A 25,618-nucleotide genomic window follows, 5' to 3' on the forward strand; every position below is an offset into this window, starting at 1 on the left:
TCGAATCGAAAGAGGTCTCACGCGATGGTCATGCCGCTTTACGACGACGCGCCGCTGCGCCATCTGAAGCGGCCGGTGGTCAATCATGTTCTGATCGCCGTCAATGTGCTGATCTTTCTCGTCGTCCAGAGCGAGGCGCTGGGCGATCCGCTGACGATCATGCGCGGCTTCGCCATCATCCCGCGCGTGCTCTTCGGCGAAGCCGATCTCGCCGAATGGGTGGTCGGGCCGCCGCCGGCGGCGACGCTCGTCACCTCGCTCTTCTTCCACTCGTCGATCCTGCACCTGGCGAGCAATATGCTGTTCCTCTACGTCTTCGGCGACAATGTCGAAGACGCCATGGGCTCGCTGCATTACCTGCTCTTCTATCTCTCCTGCGGGGTCGTGGCGGGCGTCTTCTACATCTACGCCACGCCCCAATCGATCACGCCGCTCGTCGGCGCGTCGAGCGCCATCTCCGGGGTCTGCGCCGCCTTCCTGCTGCTCTATCCGCGCGCGACGGTCACGGGCTTCTTCCCGCCCCTCACATTCGTGATGTTCCCCTATTGGCTCATCACCCTCGCCGACCGCGCGCGCCCCGCCACGCGGCCGCTCTTCGGCCTCAGGCCGCCGCTTTTCGCCTTCCACGCCTCGGGCTTTCTCTTCATCGGCGCCTGGGCCGTGCTCCAGCTCGTCAACGCCAGCTGGGGCGGCGGCGAAACGCATGTCGCCTGGATGGCCCATGTCGGCGGCATCGTCGCGGGGCTCGTGCTGACGCCGATCTTCAAGCGTCGCAGCCACCCGCTGTTCGATCGCAGGCCGGATCGTCTTCCGCCCGCGCCCCCGCGCCAGGAAACGGCTCCGCCCGAGGAGACGGGTCTCGACGGCTGAAAACAACGCGCGGAAGGTCTCGGCCTCTCCGTTTGACTTGCGCGCGCACGCCCGTTACCAGACCGCCACAGTTTTTCAAGGCTCGGACGCGTTGAAACGTCCGCCGTCACCTTCAGAGGTCGCGCGATGAAGATTCTCGTGCCCGTCAAACGGGTCGTCGACTACAATGTGAAAATCAGGGTCAAGCCCGACGGCTCGGGCGTCGATCTCGCCAATGTGAAGATGTCGATGAACCCCTTCGACGAGATCGCCGTCGAAGAGGCTCTGCGCCTCAAGGAGGCCGGCAAGGCGGCGGAAGTCGTCGTCGTCTCCATCGGCCCGGCCAAGGCGGACGAGACGCTGCGCACCGCGCTCGCCATGGGCGCCGACCGCGGCATTCTGGTGAAGACCGACGACACGGTCGAACCGCTCGCCGTCGCCAAGATTCTCGCCAAGATCGCGGCCGAGGAGCAGCCCGGCCTGATCATTCTCGGCAAGCAGGCGATCGACGACGACTCGAACCAGACCGGCCAGATGCTCGCCGCCCTGCTCGGCTGGGGCCAGGGCACCTTCGCCTCCAAGGTCGATCTTTCGGACGGCTCAGTCGATGTGACGCGCGAGATCGACGGCGGCCTGCAGACGGTGAGCCTGAAGCTCCCGGCCGTCGTGACGACGGATCTCCGCCTCAACGAGCCGCGCTATGCGAGCCTGCCCAACATCATCAAGGCGAAGAAGAAAGAGGTCGCCGTCAAGGCGCCCTCCGATTACGGCGTCGACATCGCGCCGCGCCTCGAAGTCCTGAAGACCGCGGAGCCCGCGACCCGCTCGGCGGGCGTCAAGGTCGGCTCGGTCGCCGAACTCGTCTCGAAGCTCAAGGAAGCGGGAGTTCTCTGACATGGCCATTCTGCTTCTCGCCGAAACCGCCAATGGCGCGCTCGCGCCCTCGACCGCCAAGGCGCTGATCGCCGCCCAGCAGATCGGCGGCCCGATCCACATTCTCGTCGTCGGCCCCGGCCTGAAGGCCGCCGCCGATCAGGCCGCGAAGCTCGCGGGCGTCGAGAAAGTGCTCTACGCCGACGACGCCGCCCTCGACCATGTGCTCGCCGAGCCGGTCGCGGCGCTGATCCTCGGCCTTGCGCCGTCCTATGACGTGATCCTGGCGCCATCCACCAGCGCGACCAAGAACGTGCTGCCGCGCGTCGCGGCGCTGCTCGACGTGGCGCAGGTCTCCGACATCGTCAAGGTCGTCGCGCCCGACACGTTCGAGCGCCCGATCTACGCCGGCAACGCCATTCAGACGGTGCGCGCCAAGGACGCCAAGAAGGTGATCACCGTGCGCACCACGGCCTTCGCCGCCGCGCCCGAAGGCGGCTCGGCGCCGGTCGAGACGATCGGCGGCGGCGCCAATCCGGGCGTCTCCTCCTTCAAGAGCGAGGAGCTCGCCAAGTCCGAGCGGCCGGAGCTCACCTCGGCGCGCATCATCATCTCTGGCGGCCGCGCGCTCGGCTCCGCCGAGAATTTCCACAAGGTACTCGATCCGGTCGCGAACCGCCTGAACGCCGCCATCGGCGCCTCGCGCGCCGCCGTCGACGCCGGCTATGCGCCCAACGACCTCCAGGTCGGCCAGACCGGCAAGGCCGTCGCCCCCGAGCTCTATGTCGCGGTCGGCATCTCCGGCGCGATCCAGCATCTCGCCGGCATGAAGGACTCCAAGATCATCGTCGCCATCAACAAGGACGAAGAGGCGCCGATCTTCCAGGTCGCCGACTACGGCCTCGTGGCCGATCTCTTCCAGGCCGTGCCGGAGCTCGACGCGGAGCTCGCCAAGCTCGGCAAGTAGAATGGCTCGATTCCGCCGTCCGGGTCTTTTTCCGGGCGGCGGAACGCGCAGGTTCCGACTTTTTCAAGCTTGCCAGTTTTCATTCCGCCTCGCGCCGCGTTATATTGCACTGCAACTTGGCCGCATTGCATCGCAGCCGTCCCGCCCTTTCAGGCGGTCCTCTCGCGTGGGTGTTCGAACTATGAGCTTCGAAATTCGCAAGGTCGGCGTCATCGGCGCGGGCCAGATGGGCAAGGGCATCGCGCATGTCTGCGCGCTTGCAGGCCTGGACGTCGCCATGAACGACGTGACGCCCGAACGGATCGAGACTGGAATCAAGGACATCGGCGTCCAGATGAAGAAGTCGGTGGAGCGGGGCTTTCTCGCCCCCGAGGCCGTCGACGCCGCCTTGCCGCATATTTCGGCCGCGCCCGCCATTCAGGATTTCCGCGACTGCGACATCGTGATCGAGGCGGCGACCGAGAATGAAGAGGTCAAGCGCAAGATCCTCTCCGACGTCGCGCTGGTCGTGAAGCCGGACGGCATCATCGCCTCCAACACCTCCTCGATCTCGATCACGCGGCTCGCCTCCATCACGGGGCGTCCCGAGCGCTTCATCGGCATTCACTTCATGAATCCGGTACCGCGCATGCAGCTCGTGGAGCTCATCCGAGGCATCGCCACGGACGACGCGACCTTCGAGGAAGCCAAGGCATTCTGCGCCAAGCTCGGCAAGACGGTGACGGTCTCCGAGGATTTCCCGGCCTTCATCGTCAACCGCATCCTGCTGCCGATGATCAATGAGGCGATCTATACGCTTTACGAGGGCGTCGGCTCGGTCGAGGCGATCGACACCGCGATGCGGCTCGGCGCCAATCACCCGATGGGACCGTTGCAGCTCGCTGATTTCATCGGCCTCGACACCTGCCTCTCGGTCATGCAGGTGCTGCACGAGGGGCTCGCCGACACGAAATACCGCCCCTGCCCGCTGCTCGTGAAATATGTCGAGGCCGGCTGGCTCGGGAAAAAGACGCAGCGCGGCTTCTACGATTATCGCAGCGGCACGCCGACGCCGACGCGGTAGGGCACGCGACGGCCCCCTACCTGCCTCTCCCCCCGCAATCGGGCGTCTGCAAGAAAGACGCTCGCGCGAGGGCCGGACGCCGCCTTGGCGCGCCCGCCGGGGGACTACGCCTCACCCGGCCGGTCGCGGTCGAGTCCCTTGGCCGCAAGCTCCTCCATGTAGGCGGCGAAGCTCGCCTCGGCGGTCTCGCCGAGCTCGCGCAGATAGCGCCAGGTGTAGATGCCCGTTCGATGCATGTCGTCGAAGTCGAGTCGGATCGCGTAATTGCCGACGGGGGCCACGGCGATGATCGCCACATTGCGCTTGCCGCCGACCGTCTTCTGATCCCTCGGCGAATGGCCCTGCACCTCGGCGCTGGGGCTTCTCACCCTCAGCAGCTCCGCGCTCATCGTGAAGCTCGCGCCGTCGTCGAAGGCCGTGCGCAGGGCGCGGCCGTTGTCGAGAAGGCGAATTTCGGTGGGCCAGGGGTCTGCGGTCACATGGGCTCCTTTATCGTTTCGTTTTGTCTATAGGTCGGACATGGCGAAGGCCGCCAGCGGTTTTCGGCTTTCTCCGGGCGTCATCAGCCGCCTCTATCGATCGGGTTTCCCGATCGCCGCACGGAAACGCTCGGGCTTCCCGATCGCGGGTCGTGGCAATATATGGGAAAAGGCTCCGCGAGAGAGCCCGCCCGTTGGAAGCGCCACTCATGAACGCCTATTCGCAAACGCCCGCCGCCTTGGCGCCCGCGCCGCTCGTCGACCCCTTTGGCCGGGCGGTTTCCTATGTGCGGGTCTCGGTCACCGACCGCTGCGACTTTCGCTGCGTTTATTGCATGTCCGAGCACATGACCTTCCTGCCGCGTAAGGACCTGCTCACGCTCGAGGAGCTCGAGCGGCTCTGCGCCGCCTTCGTCACGCGCGGGACCAGGAAACTGCGCATCACCGGCGGGGAGCCGCTGGTGCGTCACGATGTGATGAAGCTCTTTCGGGCCCTCTCGCGGCACCTCGACTCCGGCGCGCTCGAGGAGCTCACCCTGACGACCAATGGCTCGCAGCTCGCCCGCTTCGCCGCCGAACTCGCCGACTGCGGCGTGAAGCGGATCAATGTTTCGCTCGACACGCTCGACCCCGACCGCTTCCGCGCGCTGACCCGCACGGGCGACCACGCCCGCGTGATGGCCGGGATCGACGCGGCGCTAGCGGCCGGATTGAAGGTCAAGCTCAACGCCGTGGCGCTCAAGGGCGTCAACGAGGATGAATTCGTCCCGCTCGTGCGCTTCGCCCATGAGCGGGGGATGGACATGACCTTCATCGAGGTCATGCCGCTCGGCGAACTCGACGGGCCGGCGCGGGTCGATCAATATCTCCCCATGACGGCCGTGCGCGCGACGCTCTCGGAGGCCTTCACCTTGACCGAGATCGACTATCGCACCGGCGGCCCGGCCCGCTACATGCGGGCGGAGGAGACCGGCGGGCGCGTCGGCTTCATCACGCCGCTCACCCATAATTTCTGCGAAAGCTGCAACCGCGTGCGGGTCACCTGCACCGGCACGCTCTTCATGTGTCTCGGTCAGGAGGACGCCGCCGATCTCCGCGCGCCCTTGCGCGAAAGCGACGACGACGCGCTGCTTCACGCGGCGATCGAGGCGGCGATCCGGCGCAAACCGAAGGGCCACGACTTCATCATCGACCGCGCGACGCAGACCCCGGCGGTTTCGCGCCACATGAGCACGACGGGCGGCTGAGCCATGACCACCTCACGAAACGTCGCCTTCATTGGACTCGGCGTCATGGGCTATCCCATGGCGGGGCATCTCGCCCGCGCCGGCCACAGGGTCACGGTCTATAACCGCACCACCGCCAAGGCCGAAAAATTCGCCGCGTCCCACGCGGGCGCCAAATGGGCCCCGACGCCGGGGGCCGCCGCCGAGGGCGCCGACTTCGTCTTTTCCTGCGTCGGCAATGACGACGACCTGCGCGCCGTCACGCTCGGCCCCGACGGCGCCTTCGCCGCCATGGCGCCCGGCGCGGTCTTCATCGACCATACGACCGCTTCCGCGGAAATCGCCCGCGAGCTTCACACTGAGGCAAAACGGATGGATCTCGGCACGATCGACGCGCCGATCTCCGGCGGGCAGGCCGGCGCCGTCAACGGCGCGCTGACCATCATGTGCGGCGCCGACCCCGAGGTTTATGAGAGGGCGGAGCCGGTGATGGGGGCTTACGCCCGCGCCTGCCGGCTGATGGGGCCGCCCGGAGCCGGCCAGCTCACCAAAATGGTCAATCAGATCGCCATCGCCGGGCTCATCCAGAGTCTCTCCGAGGCGTTGCATTTCGCCAGGAGCGCGGGGCTCGACGCGCTGGCCGTGATCGATCTCATCCGAAACGGCGCGGCGCAGTCCTGGCAGATGGAGAACCGCACTAGGACCATGCTCGCGGGCGAATTCGACCATGGCTTCGCGGTCGAATGGATGCGCAAGGATCTCGCCATCTGCCTCGCCGAGGCGCGCCGCACGGGCGCAAAACTCCCCGTCGCCGCGCTCGTCGATCAATTTTACGCCGAGGTCGAGGCCATGGGCGGCAAACGCTGGGACACGTCCAGCCTCATCGCGCGGCTGGAACGCAAATAGAGCGCGCTCTTTTGACCCTCCCCCGCTTCGCGGGAGAGGACGCGGGGCGTGCGGCCCTCCGTGTTTACGATTGTTTTACCAAGAGATTCGCCTTTTTGCGACCCGCGCGAAAAGGCCAAAATGTGGCGGCGGCCGAAAAAATAAAAATTTTTTGTGGCGCCCGTGCAACCATTTCATGAGCTGAGCGTTTTCCTCCCAACAAGAAGAGGAACACCCAAGGCCGCGTAAAGCGTTCGAGTTCGCGTTCGAGGGACAAGACCTTCTGTTACCCTAGTGGGAGGGGCCCTTATGGCCGTTACGCGCGAAAGCCCGTTTGCAAGTCGCCTGTCGCGGATTGTCCTTGGCTTCACGGTCGCCGCTGGTCTGTGCGCCGCTGTGGCGGCGGCGCCGTCCGTTCCGACCGCCAAGAGTCAATCTTCCGCCGCCGTCAGGGCGGCGGTCAGCCTCAACGACGACGGCTTGCGTCCGCTCGCGCGCGGACCGGCGATCCGGGTGGGACGCGCCTATGGCGCAGAGGATGAAGATTGCACGCTCGTTCTGAAACCAAGCACAGACGAGCGCGGTCGAGTCCGCTACATGCGCAGCGTGACCTGCGCCAACTGACGCTTGCGTCCCCCGACAGCCAGGTCGAAGGCCGACTGAAGGCGAAGGCGGCTCGAAAGAGCCCCTCCGCCTTCTTTTTATGGCGCGCTCACGCGGGGCGGTTCGCTCCCGTCGCCGTTGACCTCCCTCGCGCCGCTACCTACTGTGCCGCGCTCCCCCACTCTTCAAGATGGTTGACGCCGCGCAGATGTCCGCTCCCCTCGTTTTGTCGCCCGACCTTCTCGACGCCGCCCGCGTCTCTCCCGCCTGGCCCTTCGAAGAGGCGAAGAAGCTCGTCAAGAGAATCGAGGCGACGGGCCAGACATCCGTGCTGTTCGAAACCGGATATGGCCCATCGGGCCTGCCCCATATCGGCACTTTCGGCGAGGTCGCCCGCACCAGCATGGTGCGCCGCGCCTTCGAGGTCCTGACGGAAGGCAAGATCGCCACGAAGCTCATCGCCTTCTCGGACGATATGGACGGGCTGCGCAAGGTTCCCGACAACATTCCCAACAAGGCGCTCGTCGCCGCCCATCTCGGCAAGCCGCTCACGCAGGTGCCGGACCCCTTCGGCACGCATGACAGTTTCGGCGCGCACAACAATGCGCGGCTGCGCGCCTTTCTCGACGCCTTCGGATTCGAATACGACTTCGCCTCCTCGACCGACTATTACAAGGGCGGCCGCTTCGACGCCGCGCTCAAGCACATGCTCGCCCGCTACGACGCGGTGATGAAGATCATGCTGCCGAGCTTTCGCGAGGAGCGCGCGGCGACCTATTCGCCCTTCCTGCCCATTCACCCGCGCACGGGAATCGTGATGCAGGTGCCGCTCACCGGCATGGACGCGGAGGCCGGCACGATCGACTGGGCCGATCCAGAAACGGGCGAAAAATTCACGACGCCCGTCACCGGCGGCCATTGCAAGCTGCAATGGAAGCCCGACTGGGCGATGCGCTGGTATGCGCTCGGCGTCGATTACGAAATGGCCGGCAAGGACCTCATCGACTCGGTCAAGCTCTCGGGCGCGATCGTGCGCGCGCTCGGCGGCAAGCCGCCGGAAGGGTTCAATTACGAACTCTTTCTCGACGAGAAGGGGCAGAAGATTTCGAAGTCGAAGGGCAATGGCCTGACGATCGAGGAATGGCTGACCTACGCCAGTCCCGAGAGCCTCGCCCAGTTCATGTATCAAAAGCCCACGGCCGCGAAGCGTCTCTCCTTCGACGTGATCCCGCGGGCGGTCGACGACTATCTGAATTTCCTCGACGCCTATCCGCGCCAGGACTGGCGCCAGCGCCTCGGCAATCCCGTCTGGCACATCCACGCTGGCGATCCGCCGCCACCCGAGACGCTGGAACATGCAGGCGAAGCCAAGGGGACGAGCGTCTCCTTCTCCATGCTGCTCAATCTCGCCGCGGTCGCCAACGCCGAGGACCCGTCCGTGCTGTGGGGCTTCCTCAAGCGTTATGCCCCCTCCGCATCCCCCGAGAATCATCCGCATCTCGACCGGCTCGTGGGCTATGCGGTCGCCTACTTCCGCGACTTCGTGAAGCCGGCGAAGTCCTATCGCGCCGCCGACGAGGTGGAGCGCGAGGTGCTCGAAAAGATCGACGCGACGCTCGCCGCTCTCCCCCGAGGCGCCACGGCCGAGGAGATACAGGCGGGGCTTTACGACGTCGCCCGCGCCGTTCCCCGCTATCAGGACTTCGCGGCCAAGGGCGCGACGCCCGAGCGTCCGGGCGTCTCCAACGACTTCTTCAACATGCTCTATGAGGTGCTGCTCGGCGAGAAGAAGGGTCCGCGCTTCGGCTCCTTCATCGCGCTCTATGGCGTCGCCGAGACGCGCAAGCTGATCGCCGACGCGCTCGCGGGCGCCTTTCTGGGCGCTCCGGCCTGATGCGCGCCGCCGAGGCCAATATTCTCATCATTCCGGGCTATCTCGATTCCGGCCCGGATCACTGGCAGAGCCGCTGGGAGAAGAAGCTCTCGACGGCGCGCCGCGTGGTCCAGCGCGACTTCGCGCATCCTGACCGCGCCGAATGGGTCGAGGCCATCCGCCGCGACATTCTCGCCTCGGAGCAGCCCGCCGTGCTCGTCGCGCACTCGCTGGGCGTGGTCGCCGCGCTTCATGCTGCGCAGCAATTGCGCAGCAAGATCGCGGGCGCCTTTCTCGTGGCGCCGCCCTCGGAGGAGGTGATCCGCGAGATGCCGGCGGTGGATGCGGGCTTTCTTCCCCTGCCGCGCGCGCGGCTCCCTTTCCCGTCCGTGATGGTGGGCAGCAGCAACGACCCTTACGCCGAGGCGTCCTTCGCGCGAAAGCTCGCCGCGGACGTCGGCGCGCGCTTCATCGACGCCGGCCCGGCCGGGCATATCAATGAGGCGAGCGGCCACGGCCCCTGGCCGGAAGGCTCGCTCGCCTTCGCTCATTTCATGGCCGGTCTCTGACCGGCGGCCGCGTCAGAAGGCGCGATAGGCGTCGAGATCGGCGGGACCGCCAACCGAGATCGCCGTCGCGCCCGGCGCGATGCGCTTGAGAAGCCCCGCGAGCACCTTGCCCGAGCCGCATTCGACGAATTTCGTCACGCCCTGATCGGCGATATAGGCGACGCATTCGCGCCAGCGCACCGCGCCCGTGACCTGTTCGACGAGGAGCCTGCGGATCGTCTCGGGGTCCGAGACCGGCGCCGCCGTGACATTGGCGACGACCGGCACGCAGGGCGGCGAGATCGTGGCCCCGGCAAGCGCCTGCGTCATGGCGTCGGCGGCGGGCTGCATCAGCGCGCAATGGAAGGGCGCGGAGACGGGGAGCAGCACGGCGCGCTTGACGCCCTTTTCCTTTGCGATCTCCATGGCCTTTTCGACGGGGGCTCTGGCCCCTGAAATCACCACCTGCCCGCCGCCATTGTCATTGGCGACCTGGCAGACCGAGGAGAGCGCCGCGGCCGCCTCTCCGGCGATCTCGCGAGCCTGATCGAGCTCGGCGCCGAGCAGCGCCGCCATGGCGCCCTCGCCGACCGGCACGGCCTTTTGCATGGCGTCGCCGCGAATGCGCAGCAGCTTCGCCGTCTCGGAGATGGAGAGCGCGCCGGCGGCGGCGAGCGCCGAATATTCGCCCAGCGAGTGGCCGGCGACGAAGGCGGCGTCTTTCGACAGGTCGAGCCCGCATTCGGCTTCGAGCACGCGGATCGCGGCGAGCGAGACCGCCATCAGCGCCGGCTGCGCATTGGCGGTCAGGGTGAGCTCGGCCTCCGGCCCCTCGAACATCAGTTTCGAAAGCGGCTGCGACAGCGCCGCATCGACCTCCTCAAAGACCACGCGCGCCGGGGCGAAGGCCTCGGCCAGCGCCTTGCCCATGCCCACCGCCTGCGAGCCCTGTCCGGGGAAAATGAACGCCTTCGCCATGCGCGACCGCCCTTTCATGATGCCTATGCTGCGCCCGCGAGTGGCATTGGCCGGCGTCCCGTGTCAAGCTCGCAGGCGGACGGCCAGGGGACGAGCGAAGGGGCGAAGCGCGAACTGGCGCGGCGACGCCCTTGCCCCCCTTGCGGGCGCCTTCCCGTAACGGGGCGGAATGCGCTGACATCCGGCTTTGTGCTTTTGGGGGCTGAAGATGGAATCGAAACCCTGCGACTGCGGCTGCGGCCGCGTCTGGGACAGGCGCGAGATGCTCGCCGGCTTCGCCTGCGTCGGCGTCGGAAGCGCGGTGGCGGCGGCGGCGCCCGCACACGCCGAGGCGATCCTCCAGCCGGTCCGGACGCAGGACGACGCCTTCATGCGCCTTGCGCTCGACGAGGCGGCGAACGGCGATCTGCCCTTCGGCGCGGTGATCGTGCTTGGCGGAAAGGTCGTCGCCCGGGGCCGCAACATCGGCGACAAGACAAACGACCCCACCGCCCATGGCGAGATGACGGCCATCCGCCGTTTCATCGCCGATCGCCCGGCCGCCGATCTTCAGGGCGCGACGCTCTACACGACCGGCGAGCCCTGCCCGATGTGCATGGGCGCGATTCTCTGGTGCGGCTTCGCCCGGCTGGTTTACGCCGCCTCCATCGCGGAGCTGGAGACGCGCATCGGCCAGATCATGCTGACGAGCCGGGCGATCGCGGGCGCGGCGCCCTTCGCCCATATCGAAATCACGGGCGGCGTTCTCGCCAAAGAGGCGCTGGCGCTCTTTCGCTGATCAGGAGCCTCATCGCCCGTCCCCGCTTCTGCTCTTTGCGGCTTTTCGCGAGGACGGGCGCGCCATGGTCGGGGGTCACTTGTGGTCGACCTCGACCAGGATCTCGTTGCGCCGGTTCCAGGGAAGGGTCCAGGGCGGATCGTAGAAGGCGTAAACGGCGGGCCCTTTCGCGCCGAGACCGCGAATGTTCAACTCCTCGACAAGCTTCGCCTCGTTTGCGGCCAGATCGTCGTCCCCCGCGAGACCTGAAAAACGGAGGGCGGCGATGCGCTTGCCGGGCGCCTGCGCGAGCCTGACGGCGGCGTTGTTGGGCTTCGGCAGGCTCGCCATCGTCAGCTCGGCCGGCATGGTGAAGCGCACGACCCAGGCGTCGCCCGCGCGCGCCTGGGCGACGGGGGCCGTCATCGCGATCTTCTGGCCCTGGGGCTGCTGCTCCACGGGCGCCGTCATCGCGATTTTTCCGGCCCCGGCATTGTCGCCGAAAATATAGCCGGCGAGGCGACGGAAGCCTTCCTTGATGGCCGCGTCGCGCTCGCCGGCGACCGTCGTCTCCGCGACGATCTGCGGCGCGTAGTCGCGTATCTCGAAATCGCCGGCGGAGGCGACCACGGAGTAACGCGCATGTTCCACGTCGGAATCCGCGCTTGCGGGGGCGGTCGCGAGAAGCCCGACGAGAACCATGGACAAGCGCCGCATTCACTCACTCCTCTCTCTCTCTGATAAGAAAAGGTGAGGCGGCGCCCGTCGTCGGAACAGGCGCGCGGGCGCCAAAGAGAGGCGGATTTCGGCCAGCTCGCTGCTGGGGATTTCCGGCGGCTAGCCTTGCGGCTTGTTTCTGACCAGTTCCTCCACCACACCCGGATCGGCCAGCGTCGAGGTGTCGCCCAGCGCCCCGAACTCCCCTTCCGCGATCTTGCGCAGGATGCGCCGCATGATCTTGCCGGAGCGCGTCTTGGGCAGGCCCGAGGCGAACTGGATCACGTCGGGCGCCGCAATCGGGCCGATTTCGGCGCGCACCCATTTGACGAGTTCCTTGCGCAGATGCTCGGTCGGGTGCGCGCCCTCCATCAGCGTCACATAGGCGTAGATGCCCTGACCCTTGAGATCATGCGGATAGCCGACGACCGCGGCTTCCGAGACCCTCTCATGGGCGACGAGGGCGCTTTCGATCTCGGCCGTTCCGAGACGGTGGCCCGAGACGTTGATCACATCGTCGACGCGGCCCGTGATCCAGTAATAGCCGTCACGGTCGCGCCGCGCGCCGTCGCCGGTGAAATATTTGCCGGGATAGGCGGAGAAATAAGTCTGCGCAAAGCGTTCGTGATCGCCGTGAATCGTGCGCGCCTGTCCGGGCCAGGAATCGGCGATGACGAGATTGCCCTCGCAGGCGCCGTCGAGAACCTTGCCGGAAGCGTCGACGATCTCCGGAAAGACGCCAAAGAGCGGCCGCGTCGCCGAGCCGGGCTTCAGATCCGTCGCGCCGGGCAGCGGGGCGATGAGAATGCCGCCCGTCTCCGTCTGCCACCAGGTGTCGACGATCGGGCAGCGCCCCTCGCCCACGACCCGGTGATACCATTCCCAGGCTTCGGGATTGATCGGCTCGCCGACCGAACCGAGCAGCCGCAGCGATTGCCGGCTCGTCTTCTTCACCGGCTCCTCGCCATGCGCCATCAGCGCGCGGATCGCCGTGGGCGCGGTGTAGAAGATCGAGACCCTGTGCTTGTCGACGATCTCCCAGAAGCGGGAGACGCCGGGATGATTGGGCACGCCCTCGAACATCAGCGTGGTCGCGCCATTGGCGAGCGGACCATAGAGAATGTAGCTGTGGCCGGTCACCCAGCCGACGTCGGCCGTGCACCAATAGACCTCGCCCTCGCGATAGTCGAAGACCGCCTCATGGGTGAGCGCGACATGGACGAGATAGCCGCCCGTCGTATGCACCACGCCCTTGGGCTTTCCGGTGGAGCCCGAGGTGTAGAGAATGAACAGCGGGTCTTCCGCACCCATCTCGGCATAGGGGCAATCGGCGTGAACCGTCGCCGCCTCCTGCTCGTAGCGGAAATCGCGGCCCTCGACCATCTCGACCTCCGCGCCGGTGCGGCTGACGACGATCACCGATTTGACGCCCTCGACCTTTTCCAGCGCCGCGTCGACATTGCTCTTGAGCGGGACCCGCCGCCCGCCGCGCATCCCCTCGTCCGCGGTGACGACGACTTCCGACTCGGCGTCGGCGATGCGCCCGGCGAGCGCCTCGGGCGAGAAGCCGCCGAAGACCACGGAATGCACGGCGCCGATGCGCGCGCAGGCGAGCATGGCGAAGGCCGCTTCCGGAATCATCGGCAGATAGATGGTGACGCGGTCGCCCTTCTTGACCCCGTGCTTCCTGAGCACATTGGCGAAGCGGCAGACCTCTTCGTGCAATTCGCAATAAGTGATGTGGCGCGACAGCGCGGGATCGTCGCCTTCCCAGATGATCGCCGTCTGATGGGCGCGGTGGGGCAAATGCCGGTCGATGCAGTTCATGGCGACATTTGTCGTGCCGTCCTCGAACCAGCGGATCGCGACATTATGGAGATCGAAGCTCGTATGCTTCACCTTCGTGAAGGGCGTGATCCAGTCGATGCGCTGCGCCTGCTCCGCCCAGAACCCTTCGGGGTCGGAAAGCGAGCGCTCATAGAGCGCGCGATAGGCGACCTCGTCGATGCGCGCGCTCTTCTTCCAGGCGTCGGGAACGGGATGGATTTTTTCGGACATTGGCTGGCTCCAGGCGTTTCCGACTTGAGTTTCCGACTTGCGGTTCCGACGCGGCTCTCAGGCGTTGGGCGCGCCATCGGCGACAGGCGACGGCCTGCTCGCCTGCGTCGCCTGCATGGCCCCCGAGCGCGCGATCTCCACATTGTGCTGCATTCGCCGCATCATCAGCTTCATCAGATAGAATCCGAATTGCGGATTCTGGGCCGAGAGCTCCAGAAGCTCGTCATAGCGCACACAGAGCAGATCGACGTCGGTTGCGGCGACGGCCGTGGCCGTGCGGCGGTTTTCTTCCGTAAAGAGGCCCATCTCGCCAAAAAAGGCGCCGGCCTGGAGGGTCACGCCGGGCTCCAGCAGAAAAATCTCGCCCCGCACCAGAATGAAGGCGTCCTCGGACAGATCGCCCAGGTGATAAAGGGTGAAGCCCTCGGAGAGCTTGACCTGCTTCATATAGGGGCGAAGCCATTCGTAATCGAATTCGCCCTCGCTCGCCGCCTTCGTCGCCTGCCGCACGTCGGAAATGAGCCGGCGCATCTGCCGCAGGCGGAACACGTTGATCGGCGCCATGCAGGCGTTGAGCGCGAAAAGCGGCAGATAGCCCTTGAGATAGAAGTAAGCGGCGAAGAGCGCGTTCGCGGCGATGGCCGCGATGCGCAGCGGGATCATCGTATTCGAGACGAAGACGAAGACATTCGCCGCCGCGGCCATATAGCCGATCGCCTCGATGAGCAAGTTCTGGGGAATCATGGATGGCCTGGAATTCGCCCGTTACAACACCTTCTTAGCGTGCTTTCACGACGCATGGAATGCGCCCGCCGAAAGAAAGCCGGGCGCGACGCGGGAACGCTCCCGCCTCCGTCGCCGGCGTCTGCGCCCCTTTGCCCTTTGCCCTTTGCCGGGCAGTTTGCTAAAGGGCGCGTCAAATCCTCGAACGCGCCAGGGCCTTACGAAATGGACAAATTCACAACGCTCACGGGGGTCGCCGCGCCGCTGCCGATCATGAACGTCGACACGGACATGATCATCCCCAAGCAATATCTGAAGACCATCCAGCGCACGGGCCTCGGCAAGGGCCTCTTCTCGGAGATGCGCTACCGTGAGGACGGAACCGAGAATCCCGATTTCGTGCTGAATCAGCCCGCCTATCGCAAAGCGAGCATTCTCATCGCCGGCGACAATTTCGGCTGCGGCTCGTCGCGCGAGCACGCGCCCTGGGCGCTGCTCGATTTCGGCCTGCGCTGCATCGTCTCCACGAGTTTCGCGGATATTTTTTACAACAATTGCTTCAAGAACGGCATTCTGCCGATCAAGGTGACGCAGGCGGAGCTCGACAAGCTCATGGACGACGCCGCCCGGGGCGCCAACGCCACGCTGACGGTCGATCTCGCGGCCCAGGAAATCCGCGGTCCGGACGGCGGCGTCGTCAAATTCGACATCGACCCCTTCCGCAAGCACTGCCTGCTCAATGGTCTCGACGACATCGGCCTGACTCTGCAGAAGGCCGACAAGATCGCGGCTTTCGAAAAGGTCGCCGCGCAGTCTCGCCCCTGGGCGTGAGCGTGTGGCGGCGCGGGCTCTGGCCGGAGAACCATCGGTGCGTTAGGAACCGTTTAGACGCCGCCCGGCGGAAAAGCGGGCGGCGGGGGCTTTTATAAGGGTCTCGACTTTCTCCTACTCGCGACGGACGCCCTCTTGAGCAGTTTCGCAGCCCTTTCGAAGCGCCTGCGCGCCGCCGCCGCCCGGTCTCTCGGCGGGGCTTTTGGCGCTGTTCGGGCGCGGCTCCTGACCGGGGCGCCCTCCCACAAGGCGGACGATCTCGCGGAGGCCGACTGGCGCGGCGATGACAGCGCTGAAAATTTAGGCGCCGCTCCCGAGGATGCGCCGGTCTGGGCGCAGGCCAGAAAGGCGGCCCCGCGGCACGGGCAGGAAGGCGACGCAGCGGGCTTCTCGGCCGGCGCCTATCTCGACGAAACGGGCGTCGACGGGCAGGGTATGCTGTCCGTGCACAATCTGGCCAAATCCTACAAGACGCGGCGCGTCGTCGAGGATGTGAGCCTGCATGTGCGGCGCGGCGAAGCGGTGGGCCTTCTCGGCCCCAATGGCGCCGGCAAGACGACCGTCTTTTATATGATCACCGGGCTCGTCAAGCCGGACAAGGGCGTGATCTCGCTCGACGGCTATGACGTGACGCCGCTCCCCATGTATCGCCGGGCGCGGCTCGGCATCGGCTATCTGCCGCAGGAAGCCTCGGTTTTCAGGGGGCTTTCGGTCGAGGACAATATCAGGGCCGTTCTGGAGATCACCCAGCCGGACGAGAAGAAGCGCGCCGAGGAGCTCGAGGGCCTGCTCGAGGAATTCCGCCTCACCCGCATGCGCCATACGCCGGCCGTGGCGCTCTCGGGCGGCGAACGGCGGCGCTGCGAAATCGCCCGCGCGCTCGCGGGGCATCCCTCCTTCATGCTGCTCGACGAGCCCTTTGCGGGCATCGACCCCATCGCCGTCGGCGGCATTCAGGATCTCGTGCGGCATCTGAAGGCGCGCGGCATCGGCGTGCTGATCACCGACCACAGCGTGCGCGAGACGCTGGGCCTCACCGACCGCGCCTATATCATCTACAACGGCCATGTGCTGACCGAGGGGCCGCCCGAGGCCATCGTCGCCAATCCGGACGTGCGCCGTATCTATCTCGGCGAAGATTTCCGCATGTAGGACCCAGACGTTCCGCCGCATTGGCGCGTCTTGGCGTCATTTTCGCGAGCGTTGCTTAACCCTTGGGCGATTTGCGCCTGGGGCGCCGCCTATTTGGTCCTGCCCGCGCCAGCGCCGCATGCTATAAGCAAGAAACAGGCCGAGAGGCTGGGCGGCAAGCGTGCGAGCGTGCGCAAATGACGATTTCGACCAAGCTGATGATGCGCCAGGGTCAGTCCCTGGTCATGACTCCGCAGCTCTTGCAGGCGATCAAGCTGCTTCAGTTCTCCAATCTGGAGCTTTCCGCCTATCTGAACGACGAGATGGAGCGCAATCCGCTGCTCGAGGCGCGCGACGACGACGCGGGCGGCGCCGCAAGCGAGCCGGGCGCGAGCGAGGACTTCCGCGCGGATGCCGCCGCTTTCGAGGGTGAGGCGGGCGAGGTTTTTTCCGGCGAGCCTCGTGAGGGCGACTGGGCGCGGGACACGCTCGCCGTGGATGCGGGCGCGCTGGCGGCGGACCTCGGCGCAGACATGAGCAACGCCTTTTCGCCCGATGGGCCGGCCGTGACTCCGCTCGCGCCGCGCGAGGCGCCCGAGGGCGCGGGCCTCTCGGCGACCTCCTGGAGCGGCGCGGCCGGCGGCGGCGAGGACGGCGAAGCGCCCAATCTCGAAGCCTATGTCGCCGCGCGGCCGAGCCTGCACGAACATCTCGCGTCGCAACTCTCTCTGTGTTGCGCCGATTCGCGCAGGCGGCTCATCGGCCAGGCGATCATCGACGGCATCGACGAGACGGGCTATCTGCGCGAAAGCCTCTCCGACATCGCGGCCCGCCTCGACGCCGATCCGGCGGAGACCGAAGCCGTCCTGGCCCTGATTCAGACCTTCGAGCCCTCGGGCGTCGGCGCCCGCGATCTCGCCGAATGTCTGGCGATCCAGCTCAAGGAGCGCGACCGCTACGATCCGGCGATGCAGATATTCGTCGCCAATCTGCCGCTGGTCGCGCGGCGCGACGCCGCCCAACTCGCGCGGCTGTGCGGGGTCGACGCCGAAGACGTCGCGGAGATGGCGGCCGAGCTGCGCCGGCTCGATCCGAGGCCGGGCCGCGCCTTCGGCGACGCGCCGGTCCAGCCGCTCGTTCCCGACGTCATCGTCCACTCCGCGGCCGACGGCGCCTGGCGTGTGGAGCTCAATTCCGACGCGCTGCCGCGAGTTCTGGTCAACCACAGCTACGCCGCCAGGGTGAGCGCCGCCACGCGCGAGGGCGACCGGACCTTCATCTCCACCTGCCTGCAAAACGCCAACTGGCTCGCCAAGAGCCTCGAGCAGCGCAGCCGGACGATTCTGAAGGTCGCGTCGGAGATCGTGAGGCTTCAGGACGCCTTCCTGACCAGCGGCGTCGAGCATTTGCGCCCGCTCAACCTGCGCACCATCGCCGACGCCATCGGCATGCACGAATCGACGGTCTCCCGCGTCACCTCCAACAAATACATGATGACGCCGCGCGGCGTCTTCGAACTCAAGTATTTCTTCTCGGCCTCCATCGCCACGGCCAGCGGGGCCGGGGCCCATTCGGCCGAATCGGTGCGCTTCCGCATCAAGCAGATGATCGACCGCGAGACCGCCGACGACGTGCTCTCCGACGACGCCATCGTCGCGAGGCTCAAGGCGGCCGACATCGACATTGCGAGGCGGACTGTGGCCAAATACAGAGACAGCCTGAAGATTCCGTCTTCGGTCGATCGCCGTCGGGCGAAGCTCGCGCTCGCGCGGGAGCAGGCGCGGCTAGCCTTCTGACGAGAGCCCGGCCGCGCGCCGCCTTTCCACAAGCGGCGAACGCCCATTGACTTCATTCGCGCAGCCTTCTAACGCTGCGCGAAAATTCGCGGCGCGGTTCTGTGGGGAGACCGTAGACGCAGGCTCACGAAAAAGTGAAGCGGGGCGGACCCCGGTTGAAGAAAATCCGTAATCGGCGGGTAAGCGCAAAAGAGGCATAGTCTGTCTCGGCCGCGACGACCGGCCGCTTTCCGAAAAAGGCGGAGCGATATGTCCCTGAGAGTTTCGGGCAAGAACATCAACATCGGCGAGGCGCTGCGCGCCCATATCACGGAGCGTCTGGAGCAGGCGGCGTCGAAATATTTCGACGGCGGCGTCAGCGGCCATGTCACGATCACGCCCGAAGGTTCGGGCTACCGCGCCGATTGCAGCCTGCATCTCACCTCGGGCATCGTGCTTCAGGCGGACGGCCGGGCGCAGGAGCCCTATGCGACCTTCGACCAGGCGGCGGATCGGCTGGAGAAGCGCCTGCGGCGCTACAAGGAGCGATTGAAGGGCCACCACGACGGGCACGGACCGGTGGAGCCCGAGGTGGTGCCCTATCAGGTATTCGAGGCGCCTGACGAGGAAAGCGAGGCGCCGGCCGAATTCAGCCCGGCCGTTATCGTGGAATCGACCACGAAGCTGCGCCGTCTCTCGGTGCCGTCGGCCGTGCTTCACCTCGATCTCACTGGCGCCCCAGTTTTGGTGTTTCGTCACGCAAATACGGGGCGACTCAATATTGTCTATCGGCGAAACGACAACAATATCGGTTGGATCGATACGCCCGCCAGCGAGTAGCCGCCTTTCCCCAGGGCGGCGCCCGCGGGAAGGGGAGTTCCGCCGGACGTCGCCTTGCGGGACCGGCCCGGCATGTATCTTGCGATTTCCTTCATGGGCGCAGCCGCGCAGCTTGAAGGTTTTTCCAACGCTTGAAAGATAGGGCGTCGCATGCGGCTCACGGATCTTGTCACGCCGGAAGCGGTGATCGCCAATTTGAAGGCGAGCTCGAAAAAGCAGCTGCTTCAGGAGCTGAGCGACCGCGCGGCCAGGCTCTCGGGCCTGCCGTCGCGGGAAATTTTCGACGCCCTGCTGCACCGCGAGCGCCTGGGCTCGACAGGCATTGGCGAGGGCATTGCCATTCCGCACGGCAAGCTCGCCAGGGTCAAGTCGATTTTCGGGATTTTCGCCCGGCTCGAGCGGCCGGTGGATTTCGAGGCGCTGGATGGCGCCCCGGTCGATCTGGTCTTTTTGCTGATCGCCCCGGAGACCTCCGGGGCGGATCATCTGAAAGCGCTCGCCTGCGCGGCGCGGATGCTTCGCGACCCTGGCCTTGTCGCAACCATCCGCGCCACGCGAGACCATGACGCGCTTTACTCACTCATTTCGCAGCGTTCCAAGCCCCACGCCGCGTAACCGTCGAAGGGGGCGTCTTCCTAAACCGTCGCCCGCTTCTGCCCGCCGCCGTGGGAGGCGTGTCCGCCCTTACGGCCCGCTTCCGACGCGAGGGTGTGATCGCGCGAGAAGCTGCGTTTCGCCGGATTGACGCTCTGACCGCCCTTGCGTCCGGCGCGCGCCGCAAGTTCGGGATTTTGCGAGAAACTGCGCTTCTCGTCCGGGACGCTCTGACCGCCCTTGCGCGCGATCGCGCGCTGTTTCTCCGGATCCATCGACGCAAAGCCTCGATTGGACTTCTTCACTACTTCCTGCATGGTCGCCTCCTGCCCCCGCGCCACGCGTATAACTTGCCGAATCGGCCAAGGTTTCCGCAATCGTGGAATATACTTAGCCAAGCTTGTGAAGGACGAAAATCCCATGTGGAGTTAGACTTATCAACAGCTTGACCGTCCCTTTCAGGCGATTTTTCTTTGCGACCTGCGATTGAAAAACAGCGCCTGGCTGATGACAGCCTTGAGACTTTCGACGCTGAAGGGCTTGGTGACGAGAAAGGCGGGTTCGGGCGGCGCGCCGGTGAGGAAGCGTTCCGGATAGGCGGTGACGAAGATGACAGGAGTCGAGAAGGCGTCGAGAATATCATTCACCGCGTCGAGGCCCGAACTGCCGTCGGCGAGCTGGATGTCGGCGAGAATCAGACCCGGCTTTGTTTTTTCAATTGCAACCACCGCCTCGCGATGGGTGCGGGCCATGCCGGCCACGCTGTGCCCAAGTTCCTCCACAATGCTGCGCAGATCATGCGCGATCAGCGGCTCGTCCTCTATGATGAGCACGTCCGTCGCGATCTGATCGGCGATTTCGGCATTGGCGGCGTCGATGAGGTCTGCGGCCGCCCCTTCGGAGACGCCGAGCGTGTCTCCGATCTGTTCGAGATCGAAGCCTTCGAGGGCGTGCAGGAGAAAGGCGACGCGCGGCTTCAATGAAATGGCGTCGAGACGGCCGCGGGCGCCGTCGTCGGCCAAACCGGCGGCCGGATCGGGCTGGGCGATGGCGCCGGCGGCCCAGGTCGCCAGGAACAGGCGATAGAGGGAAATTCTCAGATCGTCATTTTGATCGAGTTTTCTTGGGTCTGCGACAATTGTTTCGAGCGTCGCCAGGACATGGGCGTCGCCGCCCTCGCGGGTCCCGACCAGCGCGCGCGCGAAGCGCCTCAGATAGGGAAGATGGCCATAGATCTCTTTTGAAACCGACATCTCACGCCTCCGAAGGCGTTCAAATTCATACGAAAAGGAAGCGAAACCATGACGTCTGCGTCAAAACGACCTGCACGAATGAAGGAACCAATCCATGAGCGCGGCGTTTTCCCTTCCGTGCGGCGCACTATATCGCGCAGCGAAACAGATCCGCCACAGAAAATCATGACTTTGCAGATTGGGGGCTCCATGGTGAAAAACAGTCCGGAGAATGCCGTTGTGCGCGCGCAACCCGATGGGGATCAGCTGCGCTCCGACGCGCGTCATTTTCCGGGAACGCTCCCGCGGAGCCTGGCGGCGGTGGCCGCGGGGCTCGGCGTCGGCGCGCCGCGCCCCGCCAATGCGGAGAAGACAGCCGGCGTCGGGCCGCTGAAACTTTGCAAGACGGAAAGGAACGACCACAAGATGCGCGGCCCCGATTTTGGCGACGCGATCGGGAAGGAGTTGCAGAATCTCTACGACGACGTCGTGGCGCAGCCGGTCCCCGACCGCTTCCTGAATCTGTTGAACCAGCTCGAACAAACTATGGTATCCTCAGGCCGGTCCGGTGGCGCGCCTGGGGAGAGAGAGTGAACGAAGAGGAGCCCGGTCCCAGCGACGGTCAGAGCCTAAAACGGGATCTCATTGCGGCGATCCCCAATCTGCGTGCTTTCGCCGTCTCCATCTGCGGCAATCCCGACCGCGCCGACGACCTCGTCCAGGAGACGCTGGTCAAGGCGTGGGGGAGCCTCGGATCATTCGCCGTGGGCACCAATCTGACCGCCTGGCTCTTCACGATCCTTCGCAACATCTATTACAGCGAATTTCGCAAGCGGCGGCGCGAGGCGCCCGATCCGGACGGGGCGATCGCCTCTGCGCGGCTGATCGCGCCCGAGTCGCAGAACGCCCATATGGATTTCCTCGATTTCCGCGAGGCGCTGCAAAAGCTTCCGCTCGATCAGCGCGAGGCCTTGATCCTCGTCGCGGCCTCCGGCATGTCCTATGAAGAGGCGGCGGAAATCTGCGGCTGCGCGCCCGGCACGATGAAGAGCCGGGTCAATCGCGCGCGAAACCGGCTCAACGAGATCATGGCCCTGCCGAGGGCCCCGCGAGAGAGCGGCCAGGCGCGCGGCGCCGGGGAACTCACGCCGGCCGGCCGAGATTGAACGGACCGGAGAAATGCAGCATAGGGAGCGCGCCATCCGCTCCCTTGTTTGTCCTCACGCGAACGCGTGCCAAAAAGCGCGTCCGCCCCTTTTTCGAGCGAGACCATGACAGAAGAAAGCCGCATCGAACGCGATTCCTTTGGCGACATCGCCGTCCCGTCCTGGGCCTATTGGGGCGCGCAGACCCAGCGTTCGCGCGAGAATTTCCCCATCGGCGGCCAGCGCATGCCGATCGAGGTGGTGCACGCCCTCGCCCGGGTGAAACTCGCCGCCGCCAAGGTGAACGCCGCCAAGGGCCTGATCCCGCCGGACGTCGAAAAGGCCATCGTTTCGGCGGCGCAGGAGGTGATCGACGGCAAGTTCGACGATCATTTTCCGCTCGTCGTCTGGCAGACGGGCTCCGGCACACAGTCCAACATGAACGTCAACGAGGTGATCGCCAATCGCGCCAATGAGCAGCTCGGCGCGGGCCGCGGTGCGAAATCGCCCGTTCATCCCAACGACCACGTCAATTGTGGCCAGTCCTCCAACGACAGTTTCCCGACAGCCATTCACGTCGCCGGGGCGCTGGCGATCTCCGGAAAGCTTTTGCCGGCGATCGAGCGGCTCGAGGCGGCGCTGGAGCGCAAGTCGTCGCAGTTTTCAAATCTCGTCAAGATCGGCCGCACCCATTTGCAGGACGCGACGCCCGTGACGCTCGGCCAGGAATTCTCCGGCTACGCCGCGCAGGCGAAATATGGCGCGGCGCGCATTCGCACGACGCTGCCCGACCTGTTCGCTCTGGCGCAGGGCGGCACCGCCGTCGGCACGGGCGTCAACACCGCGAAGGGCTTCGCCGAGGAGGTCGCGGCCAATATCGCCCGGCAGACCGGCCTGCCTTTCGTCACGGCGCCCAACAAGTTCGAGGCGCTCGCCGCGCATGACGCCATCGTCTTCGCCCATGGCGCGATCAATGCGCTGGCCGCCGGCCTCTACAAGATCGCCTGCGACATTCGCCTGCTCGGCTCGGGCCCGCGCGCCGGCCTCGCCGAACTACGGCTGCCGGAAAACGAGCCCGGCTCGTCGATCATGCCCGGCAAGGTGAATCCGACGCAGGTCGAGGCCATCACCATGGTCTGCGCGCGCGTCTTCGGCAATCATCAGACGATCACCTTCGCCGCCTCGCAGGGCCATCTCGAACTCAATGTGATGAAGCCGGTGATCGCCTTCGCCCTGCTCGAATCCATCGACCTGATGACGACCGGAATAGACAGCTTCATCGTCCGCTGCATCGACGGCATCGAGGCGGACGAGGCCAACATCACGCGATTCCTCGAGCGGTCGCTGATGCTCGTGACGGCGCTCGCGCCGAAGATCGGCTATGACGCCGCGTCCAAGATCGCCCGCGCCGCCCACAAGAACGGCACGAGCCTCAAGGAGGAGGCGCTCGCCTCCGGCAAGGTCACGGAGGCCGAATTCGACGCGATCGTGCGCCCGGAGAAGATGCTCGCGCCGAACGACTGACTTTCAAAAAAGAATAGAGGGTGGGAGGGGCCCCTCTCCCACCCTCGTCGGAAGCTCGTGGGGCTCCCAACGCCGTCTGCCCACGGCGACACGATACTGCGGGAATGCGAACGGACAGGATGTGCGCCGCCGCATCGCTCGAAAACACTTCGGTTATAGGTTAGAAGATTTTTTGCGCCAGAGTCGACGCTGGCTCTTTTTTCCAAAGACAAGGCCCCGATTCGATGCATGTCACCCGAGGCGTTATCCTCGCCACGCTTATCTTCGGGGTCGCGGCCTGCGCTCAGCGGCCGCATGGCTTTCTGATCCCCTCGCGCCAGGCCCCGCCCGGGACGAGCCTCGTGCAGATGCTCGTGGCGACGACGCGCGCGCCCAATGAGGCCGAGCCCGGCGAGATGTTCTCGGGCGAGCGCGGCGCCGGCTTCTCCTTCGCCGACATCACCGTCTCCATCCCGCCGGAGGGGAACCGCAAGGTCGGCGAGGTGCAGTGGCCCACGACCCAGCCGCCGGATCCCATGCGCGAATTCACGACCGTCGAGGCCTCCGTGATGACCAAGGAGCAGGCGGTCGCCGAATTCAACAGGCATATCAAACAGACGCCGCGCCGCCAGGTTCTGGTTTTCGTCCATGGCTACAACACGCGCTTTGGCGAGGCGGTCTATCGCTTCGCGCAGATCGCGCATGATTCCGCCGCCTATGTGACGCCGGTGCTCTTCACCTGGCCGTCGCGCGGCAAGCTCCTGCACTATGGCTACGACCATGAAAGCGCGAACTATTCGCGCGACGCGCTCGAGACCCTGTTGCAGACCCTTTCGCACAATCCCAATGTCGGGGAGATTTCCATTCTCGCCCATTCCATGGGCAATTGGGTGACGCTCGAAGCCCTGCGCCAGATGGCGATTCGCGACCGCGGGCTCTCGCCGAAGATCCAGAACGTCATGCTCGCCGCGCCGGACGTCGATTTCGACGTTTTCCGCCGCCAGATCGCCACGATCGACGCCCGGCCGTCGATCTTCACGATCTTCGTCTCCCGCGACGACGAGGCGCTCGCGACCTCCCGCCAGGTCTGGGGCGACAAGCCGCGCGTCGGCGCCGTCGATCCGACGGCGGCGCCCTATGACGAGACGTTCAGGAGCAACCGGGTGCAGGTGATCGATCTGACCGACGTCGCTTCGGGCGGCGGCGACAGTCTGGGACATACCAAATTCGCCGAGGCGCCTCAGGTCGTCCGGTCGATCGGGGCGCGGCTCGCCGCGGGTCAGGCCCTGAACGACGGCGGGGGCGGGGTCGGCGAAAAACTGGGCCAGGTCGCGACGGGCGCCGGATCAGCCGTCGGCGCTGCGGTCACGGCGCCTCTCGTCATTGCCGACCCGAGCAGCCGGGACAGTTTGGATGAACGGCTGGAATCGATCGGCGAACGACTCGGACACGCAGCGCGATGAACGCCCCGGACAAGTCCGGCGTCGGGCCTTTCGCCGCGGCGGCCCTCTCGGCCGGGCCCATTCTCGCCGCGGCCCTGCTCGGCAATGCGGCGACCCTCCCCAATATCGCGCCCTGGTACCAGAGCCTCGCCAAGCCGCCGCTCACCCCGCCGAACTGGGTTTTCGGTCCGGCCTGGACGACGCTTTACATTCTGATGGGCGTGGCCTTCTACCGTATCCTGCGGAGCGATCCGGCGGCGGCGGGGCGGGGCCGGGCGATCCTGCTCTTTACGGCGCAGCTCGCCCTCAACGCCGCCTGGTCCTTCGCCTTTTTCGCGGCGCATAGTCCGGCTCTGGGCCTCGCCGTGATCCTGCCGCTCGAAGTGCTGATTCTCGCCACGATCGCCGCCTTCTGGCGCCTCGACCGCGCCGCCGCCCTCTGCCTCGTCCCTTATGCGCTGTGGGTCGCCTTCGCGACCTATCTCAACCTCGGGATTTTCGTGCTCATTCCCTGAGGGGACGCCGG

General features: G+C 65.9%; 27 protein-coding genes. 20 read left to right on the forward strand and 7 right to left on the reverse strand.

Going from position 1 to position 25,618, the window contains the following annotated elements:
* Window positions 1-24 precede the first annotated feature (24 nt).
* From WOC76_RS19570 to WOC76_RS19585, 4 genes are all read left to right on the forward strand, one after another.
* Window positions 25-870, forward strand: a complete 846-nt coding sequence (locus WOC76_RS19570) for a rhomboid family intramembrane serine protease (RefSeq protein WP_341431543.1) — start codon at window positions 25-27, stop codon at window positions 868-870.
* A 126-nt stretch (window positions 871-996) separates the two neighbouring features.
* A complete protein-coding gene (locus WOC76_RS19575) occupies window positions 997-1,743 on the forward strand; it encodes an electron transfer flavoprotein subunit beta/FixA family protein (RefSeq protein WP_341104367.1) in 747 nt (248 codons plus the stop codon).
* Window position 1,744: 1 nt separating this feature from the next.
* Entirely contained in the window at window positions 1,745-2,689 is a 945-nt protein-coding gene (locus tag WOC76_RS19580; RefSeq protein WP_341104365.1) for an electron transfer flavoprotein subunit alpha/FixB family protein, read from the forward strand.
* A 181-nt stretch (window positions 2,690-2,870) separates the two neighbouring features.
* Window positions 2,871-3,752 (forward strand): 3-hydroxybutyryl-CoA dehydrogenase, encoded by an 882-nt coding sequence (locus WOC76_RS19585; RefSeq protein ID WP_341104363.1) that lies wholly within the window; start codon window positions 2,871-2,873, stop codon window positions 3,750-3,752.
* Window positions 3,753-3,856: 104 nt separating this feature from the next.
* On the opposite strand, the gene WOC76_RS19590 is transcribed toward WOC76_RS19585, so the two are convergent.
* Window positions 3,857-4,231, reverse strand: coding sequence for a DUF971 domain-containing protein (locus WOC76_RS19590; RefSeq protein WP_341104361.1), 375 nt, complete (start codon window positions 4,229-4,231; stop codon window positions 3,857-3,859).
* A gap of 209 nt (window positions 4,232-4,440) precedes the next feature.
* On the opposite strand from WOC76_RS19590, the gene moaA reads away from it, so the two are divergent.
* From moaA to WOC76_RS19615, 5 genes are all read left to right on the forward strand, one after another.
* Window positions 4,441-5,478, forward strand: a complete 1,038-nt coding sequence (gene moaA, locus WOC76_RS19595) for a GTP 3',8-cyclase MoaA (RefSeq protein WP_341104359.1) — start codon at window positions 4,441-4,443, stop codon at window positions 5,476-5,478.
* Window positions 5,479-5,481: 3 nt separating this feature from the next.
* Complete coding sequence (locus WOC76_RS19600; RefSeq protein WP_341104357.1) at window positions 5,482-6,363, forward strand: NAD(P)-dependent oxidoreductase; 882 nt, start codon at window positions 5,482-5,484, stop codon at window positions 6,361-6,363.
* 288 nt (window positions 6,364-6,651) lie between these two features.
* A complete protein-coding gene (locus tag WOC76_RS19605; protein ID WP_341104355.1) occupies window positions 6,652-6,966 on the forward strand; it encodes a hypothetical protein in 315 nt (104 codons plus the stop codon).
* 187 nt (window positions 6,967-7,153) lie between these two features.
* Window positions 7,154-8,839 carry a lysine--tRNA ligase gene (locus WOC76_RS19610; protein WP_341104353.1) on the forward strand — a complete coding sequence of 562 codons (1,686 nt, stop codon included), beginning with the start codon at window positions 7,154-7,156 and terminating at the stop codon, window positions 8,837-8,839.
* On the forward strand, window positions 8,839-9,387 hold the full coding sequence (locus tag WOC76_RS19615) for an RBBP9/YdeN family alpha/beta hydrolase (protein ID WP_341104352.1): 549 nt from the start codon (window positions 8,839-8,841) through the stop codon (window positions 9,385-9,387). The genes WOC76_RS19610 and WOC76_RS19615 overlap by 1 nt, the downstream gene beginning before the upstream one ends.
* A 12-nt stretch (window positions 9,388-9,399) precedes the next feature.
* On the opposite strand, the gene fabD is transcribed toward WOC76_RS19615, so the two are convergent.
* Window positions 9,400-10,344 carry an ACP S-malonyltransferase gene (fabD, locus tag WOC76_RS19620; protein WP_341104351.1) on the reverse strand — a complete coding sequence of 315 codons (945 nt, stop codon included), beginning with the start codon at window positions 10,342-10,344 and terminating at the stop codon, window positions 9,400-9,402.
* Window positions 10,345-10,552: 208 nt separating this feature from the next.
* Between fabD and WOC76_RS19625 the strand changes: the two genes are divergently transcribed.
* A complete protein-coding gene (locus tag WOC76_RS19625) occupies window positions 10,553-11,122 on the forward strand; it encodes a nucleoside deaminase (protein WP_341104349.1) in 570 nt (189 codons plus the stop codon).
* Window positions 11,123-11,197: 75 nt separating this feature from the next.
* On the opposite strand, the gene WOC76_RS19630 is transcribed toward WOC76_RS19625, so the two are convergent.
* The 3 genes from WOC76_RS19630 to WOC76_RS19640 form a co-directional block, all read right to left on the reverse strand.
* Window positions 11,198-11,818, reverse strand: a complete 621-nt coding sequence (locus WOC76_RS19630) for an SOUL family heme-binding protein (protein WP_341104347.1) — start codon at window positions 11,816-11,818, stop codon at window positions 11,198-11,200.
* A 120-nt stretch (window positions 11,819-11,938) separates the two neighbouring features.
* On the reverse strand, window positions 11,939-13,876 hold the full coding sequence (gene acs, locus WOC76_RS19635) for an acetate--CoA ligase (RefSeq protein ID WP_341104345.1): 1,938 nt from the start codon (window positions 13,874-13,876) through the stop codon (window positions 11,939-11,941).
* A 57-nt stretch (window positions 13,877-13,933) separates the two neighbouring features.
* Window positions 13,934-14,620: a Crp/Fnr family transcriptional regulator gene (locus WOC76_RS19640; protein WP_341104344.1), complete on the reverse strand. Its 687-nt coding sequence runs from the start codon at window positions 14,618-14,620 to the stop codon at window positions 13,934-13,936.
* 204 nt (window positions 14,621-14,824) lie between these two features.
* Between WOC76_RS19640 and leuD the strand changes: the two genes are divergently transcribed.
* The 5 genes from leuD (at window position 14,825) to ptsN (ending at window position 19,791) form a co-directional block, all read left to right on the forward strand.
* Window positions 14,825-15,430 (forward strand): 3-isopropylmalate dehydratase small subunit, encoded by a 606-nt coding sequence (leuD, locus tag WOC76_RS19645; protein WP_341104343.1) that lies wholly within the window; start codon window positions 14,825-14,827, stop codon window positions 15,428-15,430.
* Window positions 15,431-15,565: 135 nt separating this feature from the next.
* Entirely contained in the window at window positions 15,566-16,582 is a 1,017-nt protein-coding gene (gene lptB, locus WOC76_RS19650) for an LPS export ABC transporter ATP-binding protein (RefSeq protein ID WP_341104342.1), read from the forward strand.
* A gap of 176 nt (window positions 16,583-16,758) precedes the next feature.
* Window positions 16,759-18,357 carry an RNA polymerase factor sigma-54 gene (gene rpoN / locus WOC76_RS19655; RefSeq protein ID WP_341389442.1) on the forward strand — a complete coding sequence of 533 codons (1,599 nt, stop codon included), beginning with the start codon at window positions 16,759-16,761 and terminating at the stop codon, window positions 18,355-18,357.
* Window positions 18,358-18,606: 249 nt separating this feature from the next.
* Complete coding sequence (gene hpf / locus WOC76_RS19660; RefSeq protein WP_341104341.1) at window positions 18,607-19,176, forward strand: ribosome hibernation-promoting factor, HPF/YfiA family; 570 nt, start codon at window positions 18,607-18,609, stop codon at window positions 19,174-19,176.
* Between the two features lie 150 nt (window positions 19,177-19,326).
* The gene (gene ptsN, locus WOC76_RS19665; RefSeq protein WP_341104340.1) at window positions 19,327-19,791 is read left to right on the forward strand and encodes a PTS IIA-like nitrogen regulatory protein PtsN; all 465 of its coding nucleotides are present in this window, start codon (window positions 19,327-19,329) and stop codon (window positions 19,789-19,791) included.
* Between the two features lie 20 nt (window positions 19,792-19,811).
* Here ptsN and WOC76_RS19670 read toward each other — a convergent pair whose 3' ends face one another.
* Both WOC76_RS19670 and WOC76_RS19675 read right to left on the reverse strand, forming a co-directional pair.
* Window positions 19,812-20,087 carry a KGG domain-containing protein gene (locus WOC76_RS19670; protein ID WP_341104338.1) on the reverse strand — a complete coding sequence of 92 codons (276 nt, stop codon included), beginning with the start codon at window positions 20,085-20,087 and terminating at the stop codon, window positions 19,812-19,814.
* 141 nt (window positions 20,088-20,228) lie between these two features.
* Entirely contained in the window at window positions 20,229-21,023 is a 795-nt protein-coding gene (locus WOC76_RS19675; RefSeq protein ID WP_341104336.1) for a response regulator, read from the reverse strand.
* Between the two features lie 165 nt (window positions 21,024-21,188).
* On the opposite strand from WOC76_RS19675, the gene WOC76_RS19680 reads away from it, so the two are divergent.
* The 5 genes from WOC76_RS19680 to WOC76_RS19700 all read left to right on the forward strand — a co-directional run bounded on the left by WOC76_RS19680 (window position 21,189) and on the right by WOC76_RS19700 (window position 25,607).
* Window positions 21,189-21,596 (forward strand): NepR family anti-sigma factor, encoded by a 408-nt coding sequence (locus WOC76_RS19680; RefSeq protein WP_341104335.1) that lies wholly within the window; start codon window positions 21,189-21,191, stop codon window positions 21,594-21,596.
* A complete protein-coding gene (locus tag WOC76_RS19685; protein WP_341104333.1) occupies window positions 21,593-22,168 on the forward strand; it encodes a sigma-70 family RNA polymerase sigma factor in 576 nt (191 codons plus the stop codon). The genes WOC76_RS19680 and WOC76_RS19685 overlap by 4 nt, the downstream gene beginning before the upstream one ends.
* 105 nt (window positions 22,169-22,273) lie before the next feature.
* Window positions 22,274-23,671, forward strand: coding sequence for a class II fumarate hydratase (fumC, locus tag WOC76_RS19690; protein ID WP_341104331.1), 1,398 nt, complete (start codon window positions 22,274-22,276; stop codon window positions 23,669-23,671).
* Between the two features lie 224 nt (window positions 23,672-23,895).
* On the forward strand, window positions 23,896-25,113 hold the full coding sequence (locus tag WOC76_RS19695; RefSeq protein ID WP_341104329.1) for an alpha/beta hydrolase: 1,218 nt from the start codon (window positions 23,896-23,898) through the stop codon (window positions 25,111-25,113).
* Complete coding sequence (locus tag WOC76_RS19700) at window positions 25,110-25,607, forward strand: TspO/MBR family protein (protein ID WP_341104327.1); 498 nt, start codon at window positions 25,110-25,112, stop codon at window positions 25,605-25,607. Before WOC76_RS19695 ends, WOC76_RS19700 begins: the two co-directional genes overlap by 4 nt.
* The last annotated feature ends 11 nt before the right edge of the window (window positions 25,608-25,618 follow it).

Source organism: Methylocystis sp. IM3, assembly GCF_038070105.1.
GTDB lineage: Bacteria > Pseudomonadota > Alphaproteobacteria > Rhizobiales > Beijerinckiaceae > Methylocystis.